Annotated in this window: 4 protein-coding genes; all 4 read left to right on the top strand. The window is 36.4% G+C overall.

Annotation, left to right across the window (positions count from 1 at the left end):
- The coding region (locus ACY65O_RS06490; protein ID WP_462220040.1) for an ABC transporter ATP-binding protein at nt 1–688 on the top strand (688 nt) is incomplete at its 5' end.
- 93 nt (nt 689–781) lie between these two features.
- Nucleotides 782–1,606, top strand: coding sequence for a universal stress protein (locus ACY65O_RS06485; protein ID WP_462220039.1), 825 nt, complete (start codon nt 782–784; stop codon nt 1,604–1,606).
- A gap of 321 nt (nt 1,607–1,927) precedes the next feature.
- Entirely contained in the window at nt 1,928–2,671 is a 744-nt protein-coding gene (locus ACY65O_RS06480; RefSeq protein ID WP_462220038.1) for a LytR/AlgR family response regulator transcription factor, read from the top strand.
- 19 nt (nt 2,672–2,690) lie between these two features.
- Nucleotides 2,691–4,541: tetratricopeptide repeat protein (locus ACY65O_RS06475; protein ID WP_462220037.1), on the top strand; the 1,851-nt coding region annotated here is incomplete at its 3' end.

Here is a 4,541-nt window from a genome sequence, read left to right as displayed (position 1 = left end):
GCCGCTGGTACAAATGAATGATGTATCGGTTAGCTATGATGGCAGACAAATATTAAATAAAATAGACTGGACAATTAATGCCGGAGAATTTTGGCAATTGGCAGGCCCCAATGGCAGTGGCAAAAGCACCATACTAAGTTTGATAACGGGTGATAATCCAAAAGGGTACGGGCAAAATATTTTTCTTTTTGGAAAAAAGAAAGGCAGCGGCGAATCGGTTTGGGATATTAAACAAAACATTGGCTACTTAACACCAACCATGGTGCAATTTTTTCCAAGGTTAGATTCCATTGAAAAAATGGTACTCTCCGGCTTTTTTGATTCCGTAGGATTGTACAGCATACCCAACGAAACACAAATAAAAACTGCACAAAGCTGGTTAAAACTTATTGGATTGTATAAAGAAAGAAACAAGCCTTTTTGTTTTTTGCCATTGGGCCAGCAACGGATGGTACTGGTTGCCAGGGCAATGGTAAAGCATCCACCATTGTTGATATTAGATGAACCAACAGTTGGTGTTGATGATAAAAGCACAGCGGTATTTATTGCATTAATAAATAAAATTGCTGCCGAAAGTGCCACTGCAATATTATATGTATCTCACCGGGCAGAAGAAGGCCTTAACCCTCAGCATGTTTTTGAACTGTTACCTGCAAATAATGGTTCTTCAGGAAAAATCAAATATTAGCCCGAAAAATTTTCAAATCATATGGGTAAATGATATTTATCATGGTTAAAAAAAAGGCTATTTTATAGTTTTGCATTACAAAAACTATTGGCTATGAAAAAAATAATTGCCCCGGTTGATTTTTCTGATGCAGCAGCTAATGCAGCGATATTTGCCGGCAGCCTGGCAGATTTTTATGGAGCAGATTTATGGCTCTATTACAGTTACGAAATGGTAATTCCTGCAATGGAGTATGGCTACTCTTATGTAAGTATTACCGAAATGCAGCAGGCTGCCGAGCATGAACTGGAAGAATTTAAAAAAAGAGTGCAGGCTGCCCTGCGGTGTAAAGTAAATATTACCACCAGGGCCGAAAATGCTACATTAACAGATGGGCTTACCGCATTGTGCGATGAAATAAAACCTGACGTAGTAGTAATGGGTTTATCAGGAAAAAATGCATTAGCAAGATTAGTGGTAGGCAGTAACACTATCCGTGTTATTCATCAGCTTACTTATCCCGTACTGGTAGTGCCATCAAAAGCTACATTTATACCGGTAAGAAAAATTGGTTTTGCCTGCGATTATACTAAAGTAACTGCAACCACACCGGTTGAGTTATTAAAAAAAATAGCTAAGGATTTTAATGCAGAGTTACATGTATTGAATGTGGAGTATAACCACTCCGGTGCCTCCGAAGAGAAAATTGCAGAAAGCAGGCATGTAGGTGAGCTGCTTAAAGAGTTAAAACCATCTTACGAAACCATTTTATCAACGGATACAATAAATGGGATTAACTGGTTTGCCGAAAAAGAAAAAATAGACTGGGTGGTAGTAATTCCTAAAAAACATAATTTAATGGAAAAAATGTTTAGCAGGAGCCATACAAAAGAATTACTGTACCACACACATTTGCCGGTATTATGTATCCATGAATAAATAAAAAAATAACCGGGTTAAAAAAAATAAAAACCCCACAGCAAAAAGCTATGGGATAGGGATAAGTGGTTAATGATTACTAACACTTTATTGCCGGAGTAGAAATATGCTGATTATTATACAATTTAAAAAAATGGGGGCTGGATGGAAATCCTGCCCCGTTTAAAATCCAATATCCTATGAAAAACCGATGTAAATATAATAAGCTAATGTAACTGCAACAGACAAAGTAGATAAACGATGCCGTTTAGTAGATAAACGATGAACCTGAGTAGATAAAAATTAAATTAAAATTAAAAAGGGGTAATTTTAATGCTTAATATGGCCTATCCTCTTACCTACATACTTGCCGATGACGACGAGATTTACAGGGAATATACCCTGCAGCAATTAAACAGCATACCCGGCCTGCAATGCCTTTCAGTTTGCGAAAATGCACTAATAACAAGGGAGCACTTGCAAAATCATCAACCCGATTTATTAGTATTAGATGTGGAGATGCCCGACCTTACCGGCATACAGCTTGCTAAAAGTATAAAGCAATTGCCTTTTACAATATTTATTACCTCTCACCCAAATTATGCAGCCGATGCTTTTGAACTGGATGCAGTAGATTATTTAGTAAAGCCCGTGCAAACAGAAAGACTGTTAAGGGCTATTGATAAAGTAAGGATGCTCGCCGGTATAAAAGCAAACACATCTGCTGCAGAAGCATTTCAGCAAAAAGACGAAGAATCTTTTTTTATAAAAGATAAAAATGCTTTTTTGCGTATTGCATATACCGATGTGCTGTATGCAGAATCGTTGGGGGATTTTGTAAATATTTTTTTACAAAATGGCGAAAAGAAAATTGTACTGGTAAGTATGAAAAATTTAGAACAGCAGCTGCCTGCCCAACTTTTTTTACGCATCAGCCGCACCCATTTAATTAATAAACAAAAAATAACAGCAGTAGAAAATGATTTTGTGCATATTGGAAAAATGCAATTGCCCATTGGTAAAACTTATACCGAAACAATAATAAATAATATTGTGGGTAACCAGGCTATTAAACGTTTTATTTAAACCCTTCTTTTTTATTAAGATGAAAAACCTTTTTCTTTTTTTATCCTTATTGTTTTGTACAACTTCATTTAGCCAGGTAAACAAAGAAGTGGACAGCCTGCTTAAAGCATTAGATACCGAAATACAGGACAGTAATAAATTGCGTACCCTAAACCGCATTGGCAATTATTATATTGATAACAATCCTTCAAAAGCGCTGGAGTATTTTGAACGTTCGGCAGCACTTGCAAAAAAAATAAATAATACTTTACGTTTGGGTAATGCTTATTATGATATAGGGTTTTGTTATTTACTTAAAAACGATTTTGATAAATCGTTACAGCATTATCAGCAAAGCGCAAAAATTTATGAGCAATTAAAAGATAACCGGCGTTTAACCAATGCTTATATGTCTATGGGTAATGTGTTTTTTCAAAGTAAAACACTTAGTAAGGCAAGTGAATATTACGATAAAGCCCAGCTGATTGTAGAGCAATCAAAAGACAGCGGACAGCTTGCATCACTTTATGCACAAAGAGGTACGATGTATGATCAAACACAGCAGTACGACTCTGCATTATTGTATTTGCAAAAAAGTATGGCTATAGCAAAACTTATTAATGATGATTATATGGTTACCACCGGCCTCAGTAATATAGGGCTTACTTATAAACATAAAAAAAATACGGCCCTTGCCCTGCAATATTTTGATACGGTATTAAAAAAATATACTGCCATGGCCGAGCCGCCGTTAGATAACCTTGCTGTAATTTATAATAATATTGGTGCCACACAATCGCAGGCAGGTAATTACACAAAAGCAATTAAAGCTTTCAATAAAAGTATTGGTTATTGTTTGCAGGAAGGCCTTACAGGTATTACAATGGAAAATTACCGCAACATGGCAGCTATGTACGGCGATATGAAAGATTACCGGCAGCAAAGTATTTATCTTAACAAATACTACCATCTTAAAGACAGTATTTTTAGTAACGATAATAAAAACCAGCTAACGCAGTTAGAAACTGATTACCAGCTAGAGAAAAAAAATATCAGTTTGGTAAAGGAACAATCAGAAACTGCAAAACAAAAAAACCAGCGGAATATTTCTATCATCGTTGCCATTGGCGCCGCAGTATTACTGGCAGCACTGTCTTTTTTTTACCGCCGCATAAAACAAAATAATATTTTGCTGCAGGATAAAAATATGCAGATAAATAAACAGAGAGATGAACTGCAAACATTAAACCATGTAAAGGACAGGTTGTTTTCTGTAATAAGCCACGATTTGCGTAACCCGCTGGTAACTCTTAAAAGTTATTTGTCGCTGGCGGATAGCCCGAATTTACCGGCTGAGAAAAAAGATAAATTCAAAAGACAAACGGTGCAGGCAGTTAGCCAAACCAGCGATATGCTCGATAATTTATTGGTATGGGCCAATATGCAAATTAAAAATACAAGGCCGGCTATAACCAATGTTAATATAGAAGATTGTATTGATGATGCCATTGGTGCAGTAAGGGCACAGGCGACGCAAAAAAATATTCAAATCAATAAAGATATTAAAACAACCGGCGCTGCGGCCGACAGTACTATTGTAGAAATTGCGCTTAGAAATATTATTACCAACGCCGTAAAATACAGCCATGCAAACAGTGAAATTTTAGTGAGCACTGCTACTCATCAGCAGCAAATTTTTATTACTGTAATAGATCAGGGCATTGGTATGAGTAAAGAACAGATAGAAGACTTATTGCAAAACGATGCAGAAAGCACTGCCGGTACCCAAGGCGAAAAGGGCAGCGGCCTTGGGTTATTTTTGGTAAAAGAATTATTGCAAAAAATAAATGCGGTATTATTAATTGAAAGTGAAGAAGGGAAAGGGAGCAGT

Source organism: Ferruginibacter sp. (assembly GCF_031430955.1).
In the GTDB taxonomy this organism is placed as follows: domain Bacteria; phylum Bacteroidota; class Bacteroidia; order Chitinophagales; family Chitinophagaceae; genus Ferruginibacter.
Note: the sequence above shows the minus strand (reverse complement) of the source record. Positions and strands in the feature narration are given on the sequence as shown.